This is a genomic window from Flavobacterium ammonificans (genome assembly GCF_020885975.1).
In the GTDB taxonomy this organism is placed as follows: Bacteria; Bacteroidota; Bacteroidia; order Flavobacteriales; family Flavobacteriaceae; genus Flavobacterium; species Flavobacterium ammonificans.
In genome coordinates this window covers 660261-678607 of record NZ_AP025183.1, presented here as the reverse complement: position 1 = coordinate 678607, position 18347 = coordinate 660261, and the positions used below count along the sequence as shown (strand labels likewise).

The following is an 18347-nucleotide window of genomic DNA, read 5'->3' as shown; positions in this document are numbered from 1 at the left end:
TTAATAAAATTAAAGTTTTGCTCAACACAAATCACTAAATTATCACAGTTATGATTTTGAAATTGTTTCAATACGTAAAATCTGTGTTTATTATTTACTAAATTGCATCAATTTCAAATCACTACAAATGAAAAAATTACTTCAATTGATTGGTATTGCAGCAGTTATTGGGCTGTTGTATTTTGGGTTTACCACCTATCCAAAACTCGATTTAATCTCTGGTTTTTCGGCAAAAAGCATTGCCTCTGGACATTTTATCGACCATCGTTCGCAACAAATGATTGAACAAGGCGACAACGATATTGACCTCATCGATTTGGCCCAAAATACAATCGACGAAGCTGGGCTTTTTGCAACAGCCTCTGTTAAAGGCTTGAAAGAACGCAAAGCCATCTATCGTGAAGGTTTGGGTGCTACACTAATCAACGATGATTTTGATACTTCAAAACCGTTTTTGGTACCGAAAAGAGATCAATCAAAAGCCAACTTAGTTTATCCTTATGGCGATACCGAACAAAAAGACACCCTGTTTTCTAACATTGATTACGACCAATTGAACCGCACAGTTATCAATGCTTTTGATAAAAAGGGTCAAAAAAACAAACGAACCCGTTCTGTAATTGTGATTTACAAAGACAAAATTATTGCCGAGAAATACGATACAGGATTTACAAAAAACAGTAAAATATTAGGTTGGTCCATGACCAAAAGTATTACCGCAACCTTATTTGGAATCCTCGAAAAACAAAGGAGTTTTAACATCTTTCAACCCGCTCCTATTGCAGAATGGGCTAATGATGAGCGCAAAAAAATCACTACCAACGATTTATTACACATGAACTCGGGTTTAGAATGGGAAGAAGATTATGGAGCTATATCCGATGTGACTAAAATGCTTTTTCAGGCCGTAGACATGACACGTTCGCAACTCGAAAAACCATTGGCTTTCCAACCCAATACGCATTGGAACTATTCGTCAGGAACGACTAATTTGCTTTCGGGAATTTTGAGAAAACAATTCAAAACCCATCAAGAATACCTTGATTTTTGGTATGCAGCTTTGATTGATAAAATTGGGATGCACTCGATGTTGGTGGAAACCGATATGGCAGGCAATTATGTGGGTTCGTCTTATGGATGGGCAACCACGCGCGATTGGGCGAAGTTTGGATTGTTGTATTTACATCGAGGAAATTGGAACGGAGAGCAGCTTTTTAAGCCGAGTTGGGCAAAATATGTTGCCACACCAACCAACACTTCAAACGGACGTTATGGAGGTCAATTTTGGCTCAATGCTAGCGGACGTTTTCCTGATGCGCCAAAAGATTTGTATTTCGCCAGCGGTTTTCAAGGCCAAATGGTGGCAATTTTCCCTAGTCACGACTTAGTTATCGTTCGAATGGGACTTAAAGAAGATCCGGAATTTGATTTTAATGGTTTGCTGGGAGGAATTGTTCGCAGTATCAAAAAATAAAAACAAAAGAGCGCAAAGTATAAAACCTTGCGCTCTTTTTATATTCTTTAATTTATCATTTTCTACAAATCAAACCCCAACTTCACCCCTAATTTAGTAGCAATAATAGTCGTAATTCGGTTTTTTAATTCCGGGATTTTAATGCTTTCAATAACCGCATTTGAAAATGCATACATCAATAAGGCTTTCGCTTCTTTCTTTGGAATACCGCGTTGTTGCATATAAAACAAAGCCGTTTCGTCTAATTGCCCTACCGTACATCCGTGAGAACATTTTACATCATCTGCAAAAATCTCCAATTGTGGTTTGGCATTGATCGTGGCTTTATCGCTTAACAAAATGTTGTTGCTTTTTTGGAACGCATTCGTTTTTTGCGCCTCTTTTTCCACATATACTTTTCCGTTGAACACTCCTGTAGAACGATCAGAAAAGATCCCTTTGTAATCTTGGAAGCTTTCACAGTTCGGTTGCGCGTGGTGTACTAAGGTATAATGATCTACGTGTTGCTTATCACCAATAATCGTAATTCCGTTCAACGTACTTGTCAAACGTTCGCCGAATTGATAGAAATTCAAGTTGTTTCTGGTCAAATTTCCTCCAAAAGAAAAGGTCTGAACGGAAACGTGACTTTCTTGTTTTTGAGACACATAGGTGTTGTCAATCAAGTTGGCTTCCAACTCATCATTTTGGATTTTATAATAATCCACGATGGCGCGTTTTTGAGCAAAAATTTCAGTAACCGAATTGGTCAAAACCGCATTTTCATTCAAACATTGGTGTCTTTCGATAATTTGAACATGAGAATTTTCGCCTACAACAATTAGATTTCTTGGTTGTGCCAAAAGCGCTGTTTCTGAGCCAGTAGAAAAATACATGATCTCAATTGGTTTATCGGCTACTTTGCTTTTCGGGATGTTAATGTAAGCTCCTTCATTGGCGAAAGCCGTATTCAAAGAAGTCAAACTTTCATCCTTGCTGGCAATTTGATTGAAATAGGAGTCAATTACCATTTTATATTTTGGTTTGGTCAATGCCGAAGACATCAAACAAACATCAATTCCCTCGTGAGTGGTAGAAGACAAATTAGAGGCAAAAACACCATCTATAAAAACCAATTTGTAGGTGTCAATTTCATGTAAAAAATATTTTTTTACGTCCTTGAACTCAATAGTAGATTCGTTTTTTGGGAATACAGTAAAATCTTTTTTAAGAATTGCATTCAAAGAAGTGTATTTCCAAGCTTCGTCTTTCTTAGTTGGAAAACCTTTATGTTCAAAGTTTTTTATAGCCAAAGTACGCAAGTCGTGTAGTTCGGTTTGAACATCCACGCGCTCTTCAAAAGCCATAAAAGACGATAGTAATTTTTCTTTTAATTCCATTTTCATTATTGTTTAAAGTTTAAGGTTTAAAAGTTTAAAGTTGTTTAGTAGGCAACTTGAAACTTTAAACCTGAAACAAATTTTAAACCAACTCTTCCTTAATCCAATCGTATCCTTTTTCTTCTAGTTCCAAAGCCAGAGCTGCAGTACCAGATTTTACGATTTTTCCATCCATTAATACGTGAACAAAATCAGGAACAATATAGTCTAACAAACGTTGGTAGTGCGTAATTACTAAAACCGCGTTGTTTTCGTTTTTCAATTTATTTACACCATTGGCAACAATTCGTAATGCGTCAATATCCAAACCAGAGTCCGTTTCGTCCAAAATAGCGATTTTAGGCTCTAACATCGCCATTTGAAAAATCTCGTTACGTTTCTTTTCTCCACCCGAAAAACCTTCGTTTAAAGATCGCGACAAGAACTTTCTGTCCATTTCTAATAATTCCGATTTTTCACGAATCAATTTCAGCATTTCGTTAGCTGGCATTTCCTCTTGACCGTTGGCTTTGCGCTTTTCGTTAATAGCTGTTTTGATGAAATTAGTCACCGAAACACCTGGAATTTCTACTGGATATTGAAATGACAAGAAAACGCCTTGGTGCGCTCTTTCTTCGGGAGCTAAGTCGGCTAAGTCTTCGCCATCCAAAAAGATTTCTCCATCTGTAACTTCATAATTTTCGTTTCCAGCAATGATAGAAGAAAGGGTACTTTTACCAGCACCATTTGGCCCCATAATCGCGTGTACTTCTCCTGCTTTTACTTCAAGATTGATTCCTTTTAGTATTTCTTTATCGCCAATTGAAGCGTGTAAGTTTTTTATTTGTAACATAATTAATTTGGAAATTAGTTAATTTGGAAATTTGGAAATTCCTAAATTACTTTTGTTTAGACGTAATTATTATTTTATTTACTATTCTTGATATATTATTAACTTGTTCTATTAAATCGTCCACATTGGGATAATTATTTGAAAATTTACAGAGTTCTAACCAGTAAATTGTTTCTTCTATTTCTTTGGCTGCAATTTTAAATTTATGAATAAAATCAGCTTTACTTTCTGCATTTTGAGCTTCTCTAATATTGGCTCCAATCGACGTGCCTGATTTTAGAAGTTGATTTGCAATTACAAACTTTTTACCTTCCTGAAGCCCTTCAGAATATTTTATTATATCTAATGCAAACTGAAAGGTTAGTTTAATAATTACGTTTTCTTTAACTTCCATTTTCAAATTTTCAAATTAGCCCATTTTCAAATTAGCCCACGCTTCCTTCAAGCGAAATTTCTAGTAATTTTTGTGCTTCAACAGCAAATTCCATTGGCAACTTGTTCAATACATCTTTGCTAAATCCGTTTACGATTAAGGCAATAGCTTTCTCGGTTGGAATGCCACGCTGATTACAATAAAACACTTGGTCTTCACCAATTTTACTCGTTGTGGCTTCGTGTTCTATTTTAGCTGTTGGGTTTTTGCTTTCGATATACGGAAACGTATGAGCGCCACAACTATTTCCCATCAATAACGAATCGCATTGAGAAAAGTTACGAGCGTTATCTGCTCGCGGACTAATTTGAACTAATCCTCGGTAACTATTTTGTGATTTTCCAGCCGAAATTCCTTTCGAAATAATAGTCGATTTGGTGTTTTTACCCAAGTGAATCATTTTCGTTCCAGTATCGGCTTGTTGGAAATTATTGGTAACGGCAATCGAATAAAACTCGCCTACTGAGTTGTCGCCTTTCAACACTACTGAAGGATATTTCCAGGTAATTGCTGAACCAGTTTCTACTTGAGTCCAAGAAATTTTAGCGTTTTTCTCGCACAAACCTCTTTTGGTTACGAAGTTATAAACCCCACCTTTTCCTTCTTTGTTTCCAGGATACCAGTTTTGAACCGTAGAATATTTGATTTCGGCATCTTCCATGGCGATTAATTCCACTACGGCAGCGTGCAATTGGTTTTCGTCACGGCTTGGCGCTGTACAACCTTCTAAATACGAAACATAACTGCCTTCGTCGGCAATCAAAAGTGTTCTTTCAAATTGACCTGTTCCTGCTTGATTGATTCGGAAATAAGTCGATAATTCCATTGGACATTTGACACCTTTTGGAATATAACAAAACGAACCATCGGAGAATACCGCTGAATTCAAAGCGGCATAAAAATTATCTTTTTGTGGAACTACAGTTCCTAAATGTTTTTGAACTAATTCAGGATATTCCCGAATGGCTTCAGAAATACTCATAAAAATGATGCCTTTTTCGGCCAATGTTTTCTTGAAAGTCGTGGCTACTGAAACAGAATCTACCACAATATCCATCGCTACATTGTTCATCATTTTTTGCTCATCAACAGAAATACCTAGCTTTTTGTACATCTCTAAAAGTTCAGGATCTACATCGTCTAGCGTTTTGTTAGGATCCGCTTTTTTTGGCGCCGAATAATACGAAATCGCTTGAAAATCGGGTTTTTCGTAGTGAACATTTGCCCATTCTGGTTCTACCATTTGTTCCCAAGCACGAAACGCCTCAATTCGCCAATCGGTCATCCATTGTGGCTCCTCTTTTTTCTTAGAAATAGCGCGAACAATATCCTCATTTAACCCAATCGGAAAGGTCTCCGAATCAAGTTCAGTATAAAATCCGTACTCGTACTCTTTATTTTCGAGTTCAATTTTTAAATCGTCTTCAGTATATTTACTCATAATTTTTATCGTTTAACCCTTAGAAGGGTTGGAACCATTGAATGGTTTTATAAAGAAAAAGATTCCCCGCAACCACAAGTTCTGCTTGCGTTGGGATTGTTAAACACAAATCCTTTTCCATTTAATCCCCCTGAAAATTCTAAAATCGTTCCTGCTAAATACAAAAATGATTTTTTTTCAACAGCAATTTTCACCTTGTTATCTTCAAAAACTTTATCGTTTTCTGTCAGCTCTTTGTCAAATTTTAATTCATAAGACAAGCCTGAACATCCTCCGCTTTTAACTCCTACACGAACATAATCTTGAGAAGCATCAAAGCCTTCTTCTTCCATCATATTGATGATTTTTTTGCTAGCAGTGTCTGAAACTTTTATCATATTCAAAAAATTTGTTATTTTTATTTTTTCTAAATAAACGCCAAAGATACTACCTTTTAAAAGAATTGAAATAAAAATTAAGATTTTTATAACTAATATTGAAATAGAAAAAATCGATTAAAATAATCAATAGCGGAAGAGTTGCTAAATTACAAAATAAACAATCTATAATTATGAAATTATACCCAATAGAAAGCGGAAATTTTAAACTCGATGGCGGTGCTATGTTTGGTGTGGTGCCAAAAACCATTTGGAACAAAACCAATCCTGCCGACGACAATAATTTAATTGATATTGCAGCACGTTGTCTGTTAATTGAAGACGGAAACCGTTTGATTTTAATCGATACCGGAATGGGAAACAAACAGTCAGAAAAGTTTTATGGCTATTATTCGCTTTGGGGAAACCATTCGATAGACAAATCTTTGGCAAAATACGGTTTTCATCGCGATGATATTACCGATGTGTTTATGACGCATTTGCATTTTGACCATTGTGGAGGAAGCATTCAATGGAATAAAGATAAAACGGGCTATGAACCTGCTTTTAAAAACGCGACTTTTTGGAGCAATGAAAACCATTGGCAATGGGCAACTGAACCCAATGTGAGAGAAAAAGCCTCGTTCTTGAAAGAGAACATTATACCCATGCAAGAAAGCGGACAACTGCGTTTTATTCAAAGACCGGAAAGCGATTTCTTATCGAAATCGGACCTGGGCTTTGGAATTTTATTTGTGGATGGGCACACCGAAAAGCAAATGATCCCGCACATCCAATACCAAGACAAAACGATTGTTTTTTGTGCCGATTTATTGGCTACGGCTGGCCATATTCCAATTCCTTATGTAATGGGTTACGACACCCGACCACTATTAACCATGCCGGAAAAAACAAAATTCATGAACATGGCGGCAGAGAACAATTTCTATTTGTTTTTAGAACATGATGCGCACAACGAAATCATCACCGTAGAAAAAACCGAAAAAGGGGTGCGTTTAAAAGATGTGTTTTCTGCTGAAGAATTGTTAAAATAAATTTAAGCATTGCATTACTATCTAATAATTAAAAGTATTTTTGAATAATTAATAAAATTTACACCATGAAAAAACATACTATTTCTTTTTTATCACTTGTTGTGATGGCAGGTTTATCGCTTTCGACAACTGCACAAACTTTAACTAAAAAAGCGAAACTAACAGAAGTCGAAATGAATCGATGGAGTCATTTGGATCTAGCCAAAGACACTATTCCTGGAATGAGCGTTGACAAAGCGTATGCCGAATTATTAAAAGGAAAAAAAGGAGTTCCTGTAATTGTAGGAATTGTTGATTCTGGAGTTGACATTGAGCATGATGATTTAAAATCAGTGGTTTGGACCAATAAAAAAGAGATTCCTGGCAACGGAATTGACGATGACAAAAACGGATACATCGACGATATTCACGGATGGAATTTTTTAGGGGACATTACCAAAGAAAATGTCGAATACGAACGTATAATCAAATACAAATCGTTAGTTGATGAAAAAACATATTTGGCTGCCAAAGCAATGAATGACAAAAAAGTAGCTGAAGCGGCTCAAGGTAAAACCCGTTTAGAGCAAATGTTAGTAACCCTTGCTGAAAGTCAGGTTACAATTAGTAAAGTATTAGGAAAAACAACTTATACCGTCGAGGAAGTTAATGCTATAACATCAGAAGATCCGGCTATTTTAAAAAGTAAATCAGACATGCAACGTATTCTTTCTTACGGAATGTCAATGACAGAATTGAAAGATGTTGTGCAAAAACAATTAGATGGTTTCTTGGCTTTGTTAAACGGAGACAATCTTAAAACAGATTACCGAAAAGTACTAGGAGATAATCCAAACGATATTACCAAAACTAAATACGGAAACAACAATGTTATTGGGCCAGACAAAGAGGAAGCGCGTCACGGAACTCACGTTGCGGGAATAGTAGCTCAAGTACGTAACAACAATTTAGGGGGTGATGGAATTGCTAATAATGTTCAAATTTTAACTGTTCGTGCCGTTCCAGACGGAGACGAATATGACAAAGATATTGCGTTGGGAATTCGTTATGCGGTAGATAATGGCGCAAAAGTAATTAATGGAAGTTTCGGAAAAGCATTTTCTCCTCAAAAACAATGGGTGTACGATGCTATTAAATATGCAGAGAAAAAAGACGTTTTAATTGTTCACGCTGCTGGAAATGATGCCAAAGACATCGATTATAACGATAATTTCCCTAACGATTCAGACGATAAGCTAACTGAGTTTGCTGATAATTTTATTACCGTTGGTGCATTGAATTTTGAAACTGGAGACAAAGTAGTTGCTCGTTTTTCTAATATTGGAAAAATAAATGTGGACGTTTTTGCTCCAGGGGTTAAAATTTATGCTACTACTCCAAAAAACACCTACAGTTTTTTACAAGGCACTTCGATGGCGGCTCCAAATGTAGCTGGTGTTGCTGCTTTGATTCGTTCTCATTATCCTAAATTAACTGCTAAGCAAGTGAAACACATTTTAATGGATTCAGGGGTGGCTTTAGATAATAATGTAATCGTAGGAGGAAAAGCTTCTGATACGCGTCCGTTTTCTGCGCTTTCTAAATCAGGGAAGATTGTAAATGCTTTTAATGCGTTACAAATGGCTGAAAAAATGTCAAAAAAATAATCGAAAAATAATACTAACTTGGAAGGGCTTTTGCCCTTCCTTTTTTATTTTAAACCATGAAGAACCTCTTTTTAATCGCTACTTTTTCTTTTGGATTAGCTGGAATAGCGCAAAACGCTTCCTATTGGCAACAACACGTTGATTATAAAATGGACGTGAAAATGGATGTGAAATCCTATCAATACAAAGGAAAACAAGAATTGGTATATACCAATAATTCGCCAGACACTTTACGAAAAGTGTATTATCATTTGTTCAATAATGCCTTTCAGCCTGGAAGCGAAATGGATGCGCGTATCCAAAGTATTAAAGATCCAGACGGTAGAATGGTTCATAAAATAAAAGTGGGCGATACAGAAGTTAAAGAAAGCCGAATCAAAAATTTGAAACCAAATGAAATTGGCTATTTACACGTTTCTAATTTCAAACAAGATGGGCAAACAGCTTTTACAAAAGAAGTGGGAACAATATTAGAAGTGACTTTGGCAAAACCTATTTTACCAAATTCAAAAACTACTTTCAGCCTTAATTTTGACGGTCAAGTTCCGGTTCAAATTCGTCGTTCTGGAAGAAATAATGCCGAAGGCGTTGAATTATCTATGGCGCAATGGTATCCTAAATTAGCCGAATTTGATTTTGAAGGTTGGCACGCCAATCCTTACATCGCTAGAGAATTTCACGGTGTTTGGGGGGATTTTGATGTAAAAATCAGCATTGATTCCAACTATATTTTAGGAGGTTCGGGCTATTTGCAAAACAAAAACGAAATTGGTCACGGTTACCAAGATGCCGGAATTACGGTGGTTCATCCAAAGAAAAACAAAACACTTACTTGGCACTTTATTGCGCCAATGGTACACGATTTTACTTGGGCTGCAGACAAAGATTATATTCACGATGTAGTGAAAGGACCTAATGATGTAGACCTACACTTTTTGTACAAAAACAATCCAAAATACATTCAAAACTGGAAAAATCTTCAGCCAAAAACAGTTCAGTTGATGGAAGTGTACAACAAAACCGTTGGGAATTATCCGTACAAACAATATTCTGTGATTCAAGGGGGCGATGGCGGAATGGAATATGCTATGTGTACGTTGATTTTAGGTCAAGGAGATTGGGATGGTTTACTTGGTGTAACCGCTCACGAAATGGCACATTCTTGGTTCCAACACGTTCTAGCGTCTAACGAATCGAAACACGGTTGGATGGACGAAGGATTTACTTCTTTCTTAGAAGATTATGGATTGAATGAAATTGCAGAAACAAAAGTAGAAAACCCTTTTAGTGGAGCTTATAAAGGGTATTTTTGGATGGCCAATTCCGGAAAAGAATTACCTCAAAGCACCCACGCTGATCGTTTTGACGAAAACCGCGTATACAGCATCACTTCGTATAGCAAAGGTGAATTGTTCTTAACACAATTGATGTATTTGATTGGAAAAGAAAATTTGCTAAAAACTTTGAAAAAATACTATGCTGATTTCAAATTCAAACACCCTACACCTAACGACATAAAACGCACTGCTGAAAGAGTTACAGGCGCTAATTTAGATTGGTATTTAACGGATTGGACAGCAACAACCAATACGATTGATTACGGTATTAAAGAGGTAAAAGAAAATGCTGCAACAACTTTGATAACTATAGAGCGAATTGGAAGAATGCCAATGCCAATGGACGTGTTAGTTGAATATACTGACGGAACTTCAGAAAGCTTTTACATACCGTTGCGTATGATGAGTTTTGAAAAAGAAAACCCAACACCTGCTGTTAAAAGAACGGTGTTAAACGATTGGGCTTGGGCCTACCCTACTTATGAATTGAACATTGCGAAACCGAAATCGAGCATCAAAAAAATCTCCCTTGACCCAAGTGGTTTAATGGCAGATGTGAAACCGGAAAATAATAGTTATGTAGCAAAATAGTTCATTCGCACTACTATCAAAAAGGTCTAAGCAATTAGGCCTTTTTTTGTGGGTTAAAATCGAATCTGAGGTGGTTTCGAGTAAATCAGTTTTAAATTAATTTTCATTAATTTAAAAAAAGAACCGAAAGCTTATGAAAATGCCGCAAACTTTGCGAAATTTGCGTACAAGAAAAAACAACAATGGCAAAAATACTTACCGGGGTTCAAAGTACAGGAACTCCCCATTTAGGAAACTTATTAGGCGCAATTATTCCTGCAATTGAATTGTCTAACAATCCAGCAAATGAATCGTTTCTCTTCATTGCTGATTTGCATTCGGTTACCCAAATCAAAAACGGCGAAACCTTACGTGCTAATACCTATAGCACGGCGGCAGCTTGGTTAGCTTGTGGATTAAATGTGGACAAGGTGGTGTTTTATAGACAGTCGGATGTGCCTCAAACAGCTGAATTGTCTTGGTATTTGAGTTGTTTTTTTCCGTTCCAACGCTTGACTTTGGCACACTCTTTCAAAGACAAATCGGATCGTTTAGACGATGTGAACGCAGGATTGTTTTCGTATCCTATGTTAATGGCTGCTGATATTTTGTTGTATGATGCTGAGTTTGTACCTGTGGGAAAAGATCAATTGCAACATTTGGAAATAACTCGCGATGTGGCTTCTCGTTTCAACCACCAAATGGGGGAAACCTTTGTTATTCCTGAAGCCAAAATCCAAGAAGACAGTATGCTTATTCCGGGTACCAATGGTGGAAAAATGAGTAAATCAGCCAATAATGTCATCAATATTTTCTTAGACGACAAAGCTTTGCGAAAGCAAATTATGAGTATAGAAACCGACAGCACACCGCTAGAAGATCCTAAAAATCCAGATACTTGCAACGCCTTTGCTATATACAAACTCTTAGCTTCTGAAAGTGAAATCGAAACCATGAAAGCCAATTATTTAGGCGGAAACTACGGTTACGGTCACGCTAAACAAGCTTTGTTTGAATTGATTGTTGAAAAATTCAAAACCGAAAGAGCACAATACAATTACTACATGAACACCCTTCCTGAAGTAGACGAATTACTTCGAAAAGGCGCACAAAAAGCAAGTAATGTAGCTAATGGTGTTTTGGCAAAAGTAAGAGCAAAATTAGGCTTCGAAAAAATGGAATAACACCAATTCCACAGATTACCACAAATTTTCACCATTTAGTTTTCAAGTTAATTAAGTAGTTGTTAACCCGACAAATGATGACTATTTTCACCACATAGATACATAGAAAGAATAGTTTTGAAAGACTGAGATAGACGTTTTACTTTTCACATAGCTCTATGTGAAAAATAGCGTTGTTTCTATCCCTTCTTTTTATTTGCATTTTCAATCTATGTTTCTATGTGGTTAAATTTTTTGAATCTACGTTGCATATAGTAAATCGTATATCTAATATCGTAAATCGTACCTCATATTGCCTCAAACAACTTCCCAGGCAAAGGTCGAATCACGCCTTTCAATTCCATATTTAATAAGATTCCCGAAATTTTATAAATAGGAAAATCACAATGCAACGCGATAACATCAAGCAATTCTTTGCCTGTTTTTAAAAGATAATCATAGATTTTTTGTTCGTCTTCATCCAAGGCTACAAAGAGTTGTTTTTGAACCGATTTAGCTTCCTTTTTTATATCCCAATTCAAAATATAAATCAAATCGGCTGCGCTGGTTAGCACATTTGCTTTTTGGGTTTTAATCAACGTATTGCATCCTTGACTGTACTTATCGGTCACTCTTCCGGGAACAGCAAATACATCTCGGTTATACTCATTGGCCATATTCGCCGTAATTAAGGACCCTCCGCGCTCTGCCGATTCGATCACAATTGTAGCCTCGGTCATTCCTGCTACAATTCGATTTCTTCTCACAAAATTCTCTTTATCTGGATTGGACGAACTCCAAAACTCAGTCATAAAACCCCCATTTTCTTCCATTTTGGCTACATATTTTTTATGGGCTTTCGGATAAATTTGGTTCAAACCGTGTGCTACGACGCCAATGGTTTGTAAGTTGTTTTCCATAGCCAATTGGTGCGCAACAATATCGACTCCATAAGCAAAACCGCTAACAATAACAGGGTTCAAGGGCGCTAACTCTTCAATGAATTTACGGCAAAATTCCGATCCATACGAAGTAATTTGACGCGTACCCACAATGCTAATCATTTTCTGGTTTTTTAAATCGATGTTTCCTGAACTAAACAAGACGAGCGGACTATCAAAACAATGTTTCAGCCGCTCCGGATAATCGGGATCTTGAAAGGTGTTGACGGTAATGGAATTGGTAGCGATAAATTGCATTTCGCGTTCCGCTTTTGCAAAAACAGATTGGTCTTTAATGTTTTTCAAAAGGACATTTCCTATTCCGTCAATAGAAGCTAATTGAGATGACTTGGCTTTGAAAACTGCTTCAGAATTACCAAAATAGGTTAGCAATTTTTTGGCTACAATATCGCCTACACCTTCAACGCGTTGTGGGGCTAGCAAGTAAAATAATTCTTGATCGTTCATTTGGGGGCAAATTTGGAATCTAAATGTAGGAATAATGTCTGAAATGCACTTGTTTCACAATAAAAATTAATGCTAAAAATTCATTTTCTCAATTTTTCAATCAATCCGAATCTTATTAACTAATTGAAAAAGAAATAAGTGTAAAAATAATTCCAATTGTTAATAAAAATTGTGAATAAAATTTTGATAACTATTTTCGTTGCCTAACTTTGTTACTATGAAAATCGAAAATTACATCGCGCAACTTTTGTACCGTTACCAATGTGTAACTGTACCTGGTTTTGGTGCCTTTTTAACCGAAATCCAATCCGCTCAACTAGTGGAAAGTTCCCATTCGTTTTTTCCCCCTAAAAAATTGATCTCTTTTAATTCGTATTTAAAAAATAATGATGGCTTATTAGCTAATCATATTGCACAGACAGAGAAAACCTCTTATGAATACGCAGTAAGCGCTATTCAATATGAAGTGTTTAATTGGAAAAAAACCTTGCAAGAAACAGGTGTTTTTTCTATTAAAAACGTAGGTGATTTTTGCTTAAATGCCGATAGAAATTTAATTTTCACTCCCTATGACCAAACCAATTACTTAAGTAGTTCATTTGGTTTGAGTCCGTTTGTTTCTCCTCTTGTAAAAAGAGAAATTTTCGAAAAACAACTGGAAGATTTAGAAGAGACAGAAGCAATTCAATTGGTTCCAGAACACAAAAACAGATATGCATTCTTGAAGTATGCTGCGATTTTCGTGTTAGGATTGGGGTTAACTGCTACTGTGGCTTATCCTATAGTACAAAATGAAATCGAAACTCAAAAAATCATTGTTGAATCGGCTGTTCAAAGACAGGTTCAAAATAAAATACAAGAAGCTACTTTCTTCATCGAAAGCCCAATTCCGGCTGTTACACTTACTGTAAAAGAAGGAAAATTGCCTTATCATATTATGGCAGGAGCTTTTAGAGATGAGAAAAATGCCCAACGTGTTTTTGAAGACTTAAGCGAAAAAGGATACAAAGCCAAACGAATTGAGCGCAACAAACACGGTTTATATCCGGTGCTTTACGGAAGCTTTACAACCTACACCGAAGCGGAAAAATTGAAAAACGAAATCAGAGAAAAAGAAAATCCTCAAGCGTGGATTTTAATTGAATCATTATAAAACAAAAACCGTCTCGAAAGACGGTTTTTTTATATGTTATATATTCAAACTGGCTTTGAACATTCTGGCTTCTTCCCAACTGAATTTATCTCCGTGTTTTTCCATTAACGCATTCAAAGATTCTTCTTTGTAGTCTTTAAACGCAGCCGCAAGTTCGTCTAATTTATCCGAAGGAATAATGTCTTCAATCGCTACTTTTTCCGACTGAATTAATTTGACAAAATGACCGTAAATGGTTTGTTTAGTCAACACCCTTATGGAGGCAATTTCGGCTATCGAATTGTTTTGTTTCCACAAATCGTAGGTTTCTTCCACCGTGGTTTTCTTGGTTGGTGATTTTGTTTTCTTTTTTGGAAGATAGCGTTCTTCGTCTAAGTCGTCGTCAATTAAGTTGGCATTTACCTTTTTAAAGGTTGCTTGAATCGCAGTAACTTTTCTGCTGACGTACAATTTTATATCTGGCGAAGTCAGTTTTTCTTTCGAAATGGTTTCTCCCGCCACAACCGTTTCAATTAAGAGTTTGGCTTTCATTAAGCGCAAGACGGCTTTGGTTTGAAGTTCTTCTAAAAGCACTAACTCGTCAAAATAGGCCTTTGCTTTTTTAAGTCGCTTTACTTCTTCTAGTTTCCACAAAATCTCAAAAACCAACTCGTCCATTGGATTGAAAAAATAAGTGTAAGCTGCTTGCATTCGATCTGAAATGTGATTCAAATCAACCGTTTCTTGACTAAAAAGCACGTTCAATTGCTGAATAAACTTTTTTGCGGGATCGACCACTTTTTCAATTCGTTCAGTTTGTTCTTTGGCCCAATACGAATATTTGGCTTTGGACGACACCTCCGATTTTTCATTATAACTAAACTGATGATTGCGCCATTCTTGAGCTAAATCAGCCCAATCAAAGGTTTGGACCAAATACTGATGAATGAAATTTTTGGTTTCAAAATGTAATGCGTTTTCCAAATGCGTTTCTGAAGCTTTGTTCAACGAATAGTCCATCACGTCCTGGTAGTTTGAAATACCATTCATTTGCAGCGGAGAAAGCAAAATAAGCCCATTTAACGAACGTAAACGTGATAATGCTACGTAGGCTTGTCCGGGCAGAAAAACTTGCGATACGTCCAGCGCTGCTTTGTCAAAAGTCAAGCCTTGACTCTTATGAACGGTTATCGCCCAAGCCAACTTAATTGGATAATGCACAAACGTGCCTAAAACCTCCTCTTCGATTTCTTTAGTCGTGTCGTTTACTTTGTAGCGAATGTTTTGCCATTCGTATTTTTCAACTTCTATCGTTTTGTTTTCTTCCGGAAAATGGACTAAAATTTCTTTGGCGGAAAGCGATTTGACGACTCCCATTTTTCCGTTAAAGTATTTTTTGTCGAAAGACAAATCGTTTTTAACAAACATAATTTGCGCACCTTCTTTCAAACGCAAAATTTCATCTAATGGGAAAATCTTGTCTGGAAAATCACCGGTTATTTCGGGTGAATACTTCCATTCTTTTCCTTCTAAGGCTTCCAAAGCTTCTGTATTCATTGAGTCAGCTTTGGCATTATGAGTAGTTAAAGTGATGTAGCCTTTATTGGCTTTCAAATCAAAATCAGGTTGGACGTATTGATTTAAAGCCGCAATATCTTCTTTTGAAATTTGGTTGTTGCGCAGGTTATTCAAAACAGAAATAAACGCATCATCTGTCTGACGGAAGATTTTATCCAGCTCAATATAAAGCGGAGGATTTTGTTGCACTACAAGCGAATGAAAAAAGAATTTTCCTTTGTAATATTTCTTTAAAGTATACCACTCATCATCTCGAATTACAGGTGGTAATTGCAATAAATCCCCAATAAACAACACTTGAACGCCGCCAAAAGGTTGGTTTCTTTTGCGCACTGTTTGCATCATAAAATCCATCGCGTCTAGCAAATCAGCACGTAGCATACTTACCTCGTCAATAATCAACAATTCCATATTGCGAATTACTGATTTCTTTAAACCACTCATTTTGAAGTGTCTGCGTAAAGTCGCTTTGGTTTCAAACTTGGTGCTTTCTGAAAAATCAGGTGCCGAATTATCGGGAATAAATCCGCCGAAAGGCAATTGAAACATCGAATGAATCGTAACTCCACCTGCATTCAAAGCGGCAATTCCGGTAGGCGCAACGACAACAGTATTTTTATGCGTGGTTTGAATAATTTCACGAAGAAGCGTTGTTTTTCCTGTCCCGGCTTTACCAGTAAGAAAAACAGAGCGTTGTGTTTGATTGATAAATCGGAGAGTGTAAGAAGCGGCTTCAGAAATAGTTTGCATTGGGCGTGTAGATTTGAGATTGCTAAAATATTGAAAATAAAGTTTCCTTAGTAAAATTGGCTCAAAAAAAATGCCTTCGATCTAGTTCAAGATGAAGGCATTTTTGTAGTAATAAATTTAATTATTTTTTAGCTGGAGCTTTTTCTTCTTTAGCTCCACTAGCTTTGTATTTTTCATTTAGCGCTGCAATTAATTCTTTGGTAATGTCGTATTTGTCTTCAGCATATAAAACTGAAGCTACGTCACCCGTTCCAAAGATATAAGAGTATCCTTTTTCTTTTCCGTACGATTTGATGAATTTTTTCACACCCGATACCAACGAATCCATTTCTTTACCGCTTTCTTGTTGCAATTGTTGAGACAATTGTTGTTGAGCGTAACCCAATTGTTGTTCTCTTTTTTGTAATTCAGCACCCCTTTGTTGTGCCCAAGCTTGACCATTGGCTTGTGCTTGCGCTTGAAAATTTCCTGCATCTTGTTTGAAACGATTAATTTCAGCTTCTAACAATCTTCCTTTCTCTTCTGCCTGTGCTTTGTATTTTGCTTCTAAGTCTTTTGCCTCTGTATATTCGCTCATTAATTTAGAAGTGTCAACATAAGCGGTTTTAACTTCTTTAACCTCTGCTTTTTTGTCACAAGCAATAACTGAAATTGAAAGTGCAATAATTACTAATACTTTTTTCATTTTGTGATTTTGTAAATTTTAAGTGTATGAGACAAAAATATAAAAAATTAGGTAGCTCTAACAAAAACTTAGAAAAATGCTACATTTTTTACTGTATCAGTTTTTGTTATGTTGTTCGCATGAGCTATAAGTCAAAGCTATTAAAAGTGACTTCGTGTTTTTTATTTTAAAGCAAGTTCTTGAAAAAGGCAACACAAATCCTTTTCAAAAGAAAAAAAGCGCCTTAAAAGCGCTTTAAATGATTTTTACCAGTTTTTTATGATGTAAATGTGTGAAGAATACTCTAAATCGGATTGTGCTTTAATATTAGACCATAATCCGATGAAAAATGCTTTTATAAAATTCATTCTACCAGTTTTGTATTTTTCAGAAAGCAAACTGACATAAAATGAATCGAATTTCATTGGCAGAATTTTGACTAATTCCATTTGTTCTCTTTGAAACAATTTTTGAATAGCTGTTTTTGAGAAATGCCAAAAATGAATGGGCACATCATAGGCCGCCCAAAACTTCCCATAATGTTGAGCGTCGAAAGATTTGAAATTAGGGACTGCAATAATTAAAGAACCTGTTGGTTTTAATAAACGCTTCAATTCTTTTAGCTGGTGATTCAAATCAGGTACGTGTTCCAATACGTGCCACATCGTAATGACATCAAAAGAATAATCTTCTAATTGGGCAATAGTTTCAACAAAAGAAACCCCTTTATTTATTGCGATTTGTTTGGCTTTATCGCTTGGTTCTACTCCAATAGTTTCCCAACCATTTTGTTGTGCTACTGAAAGAAACTCTCCGGTTCCAGCTCCAATGTCAAGAATTTTTCCTTTATTGGGTTGCAACGAATTAATTAAATTCAGTTTGTTTTTTAAAGCGATGCCTTTTACAAAATGATAGGCTTTTTCAAACAAAGAACGTTTACTGTCGGTATGCGAAATATAATCGGCACTTTCATAATACTTCCCTAATACATCCAAAGAGGGTTGTGGATGCGTAATCAACATATCCAATTCTTCGTCTTGATACAGTTCAAAAACTTCTTTAGAAACAGAATAATCTGTTACGGTAAGAAAATGCTTTTTGTTTGAAATATTCATTTTAATTATTTTC

The 18347-nt window shown here is 36.1% G+C and carries 15 protein-coding genes; 6 read left to right on the top strand and 9 right to left on the bottom strand.

Going from position 1 to position 18347, the window contains the following annotated elements; translation table 11 throughout:
* Window positions 1–127 precede the first annotated feature (127 nt).
* Window positions 128–1474 carry a serine hydrolase domain-containing protein gene (locus tag LPC23_RS03035; protein ID WP_229331009.1) on the top strand — a complete coding sequence of 449 codons (1347 nt, stop codon included), beginning with the start codon at window positions 128–130 and terminating at the stop codon, window positions 1472–1474.
* Between the two features lie 62 nt (window positions 1475–1536).
* Here the strand turns inward: LPC23_RS03035 and sufD are convergent, their stop codons facing one another.
* The 5 genes from sufD to LPC23_RS03010 all read right to left on the bottom strand — a co-directional run bounded on the left by sufD (window position 1537) and on the right by LPC23_RS03010 (window position 5936).
* A complete protein-coding gene (sufD, locus tag LPC23_RS03030) occupies window positions 1537–2853 on the bottom strand; it encodes a Fe-S cluster assembly protein SufD (RefSeq protein ID WP_229331008.1) in 1317 nt (438 codons plus the stop codon).
* Between the two features lie 82 nt (window positions 2854–2935).
* Complete coding sequence (gene sufC, locus LPC23_RS03025; RefSeq protein WP_229331007.1) at window positions 2936–3685, bottom strand: Fe-S cluster assembly ATPase SufC; 750 nt, start codon at window positions 3683–3685, stop codon at window positions 2936–2938.
* A gap of 46 nt (window positions 3686–3731) precedes the next feature.
* Complete coding sequence (locus LPC23_RS03020) at window positions 3732–4079, bottom strand: four helix bundle protein (RefSeq protein WP_229331006.1); 348 nt, start codon at window positions 4077–4079, stop codon at window positions 3732–3734.
* Window positions 4080–4110: 31 nt separating this feature from the next.
* Window positions 4111–5559, bottom strand: a complete 1449-nt coding sequence (sufB, locus tag LPC23_RS03015) for a Fe-S cluster assembly protein SufB (RefSeq protein WP_229326388.1) — start codon at window positions 5557–5559, stop codon at window positions 4111–4113.
* A gap of 47 nt (window positions 5560–5606) precedes the next feature.
* Window positions 5607–5936, bottom strand: a complete 330-nt coding sequence (locus LPC23_RS03010) for a HesB/IscA family protein (RefSeq protein ID WP_229326386.1) — start codon at window positions 5934–5936, stop codon at window positions 5607–5609.
* 173 nt (window positions 5937–6109) lie between these two features.
* Here LPC23_RS03010 and LPC23_RS03005 point away from each other — a divergent pair, with 173 nt between their 5' ends.
* The 4 genes from LPC23_RS03005 to trpS all read left to right on the top strand — a co-directional run bounded on the left by LPC23_RS03005 (window position 6110) and on the right by trpS (window position 11707).
* Window positions 6110–6970 carry an MBL fold metallo-hydrolase gene (locus LPC23_RS03005; RefSeq protein ID WP_229331005.1) on the top strand — a complete coding sequence of 287 codons (861 nt, stop codon included), beginning with the start codon at window positions 6110–6112 and terminating at the stop codon, window positions 6968–6970.
* Window positions 6971–7035: 65 nt separating this feature from the next.
* Window positions 7036–8616, top strand: coding sequence for a S8 family peptidase (locus tag LPC23_RS03000; RefSeq protein ID WP_229331004.1), 1581 nt, complete (start codon window positions 7036–7038; stop codon window positions 8614–8616).
* Window positions 8617–8672: 56 nt separating this feature from the next.
* The gene (locus LPC23_RS02995; protein WP_229331003.1) at window positions 8673–10544 is read left to right on the top strand and encodes a M1 family metallopeptidase; all 1872 of its coding nucleotides are present in this window, start codon (window positions 8673–8675) and stop codon (window positions 10542–10544) included.
* A 182-nt stretch (window positions 10545–10726) separates the two neighbouring features.
* Complete coding sequence (gene trpS / locus LPC23_RS02990) at window positions 10727–11707, top strand: tryptophan--tRNA ligase (protein WP_229331002.1); 981 nt, start codon at window positions 10727–10729, stop codon at window positions 11705–11707.
* A gap of 287 nt (window positions 11708–11994) precedes the next feature.
* Here trpS and dprA read toward each other — a convergent pair whose 3' ends face one another.
* Window positions 11995–13095, bottom strand: a complete 1101-nt coding sequence (gene dprA / locus LPC23_RS02985) for a DNA-processing protein DprA (protein ID WP_229331001.1) — start codon at window positions 13093–13095, stop codon at window positions 11995–11997.
* A 217-nt stretch (window positions 13096–13312) separates the two neighbouring features.
* On the opposite strand from dprA, the gene LPC23_RS02980 reads away from it, so the two are divergent.
* Window positions 13313–14248: an HU domain-containing protein gene (locus LPC23_RS02980; RefSeq protein ID WP_229330998.1), complete on the top strand. Its 936-nt coding sequence runs from the start codon at window positions 13313–13315 to the stop codon at window positions 14246–14248.
* Window positions 14249–14284: 36 nt separating this feature from the next.
* Here LPC23_RS02980 and LPC23_RS02975 read toward each other — a convergent pair whose 3' ends face one another.
* The 3 genes from LPC23_RS02975 to LPC23_RS02965 form a co-directional block, all read right to left on the bottom strand.
* The gene (locus tag LPC23_RS02975) at window positions 14285–16555 is read right to left on the bottom strand and encodes a helix-turn-helix domain-containing protein (RefSeq protein ID WP_229330996.1); all 2271 of its coding nucleotides are present in this window, start codon (window positions 16553–16555) and stop codon (window positions 14285–14287) included.
* 121 nt (window positions 16556–16676) lie between these two features.
* Window positions 16677–17240 (bottom strand): OmpH/Skp family outer membrane protein, encoded by a 564-nt coding sequence (locus LPC23_RS02970; RefSeq protein ID WP_229330995.1) that lies wholly within the window; start codon window positions 17238–17240, stop codon window positions 16677–16679.
* A 245-nt stretch (window positions 17241–17485) separates the two neighbouring features.
* Window positions 17486–18334, bottom strand: coding sequence for a class I SAM-dependent methyltransferase (locus LPC23_RS02965; protein WP_229330993.1), 849 nt, complete (start codon window positions 18332–18334; stop codon window positions 17486–17488).
* Between the last annotated feature and the right edge of the window lie 13 nt (window positions 18335–18347).